The following is a 253-nucleotide window of genomic DNA, read 5'->3' as shown; positions in this document are numbered from 1 at the left end:
CCATTGCGCAGATTCAGCTGCAGCGGCTGTACAAACGTCTGGATGAACGGGGTTATCAGCTGCACATCTCTGATGATGCGATCAAACTGCTGGCGGAGAACGGGTATGATCCGGTCTACGGTGCACGTCCGCTGAAACGTGCGATACAGCAGCAGATCGAGAACCCGCTGGCTCAGCAGATCCTTGCCGGTTCGCTGGTGCCAGGCAAAACCATCGAAATGGATGTGGAGAACAACATCATTACTGCACATCA

At 54.2% G+C, this 253-nt stretch carries 1 pseudogene; it reads left to right on the top strand.

Going from position 1 to position 253, the window contains the following annotated elements:
* Positions 1–253: pseudogene (locus SB756_RS32715) on the top strand (hypothetical protein); the annotation flags it as partial.

The sequence above is a fragment of the Pseudomonas sp. SIMBA_068 genome, assembly GCF_046534705.1.
Classification (GTDB): Bacteria; Pseudomonadota; Gammaproteobacteria; order Pseudomonadales; family Pseudomonadaceae; genus Aquipseudomonas; species Aquipseudomonas putida.
Note: the sequence above shows the minus strand (reverse complement) of the source record. Positions and strands in the feature narration are given on the sequence as shown.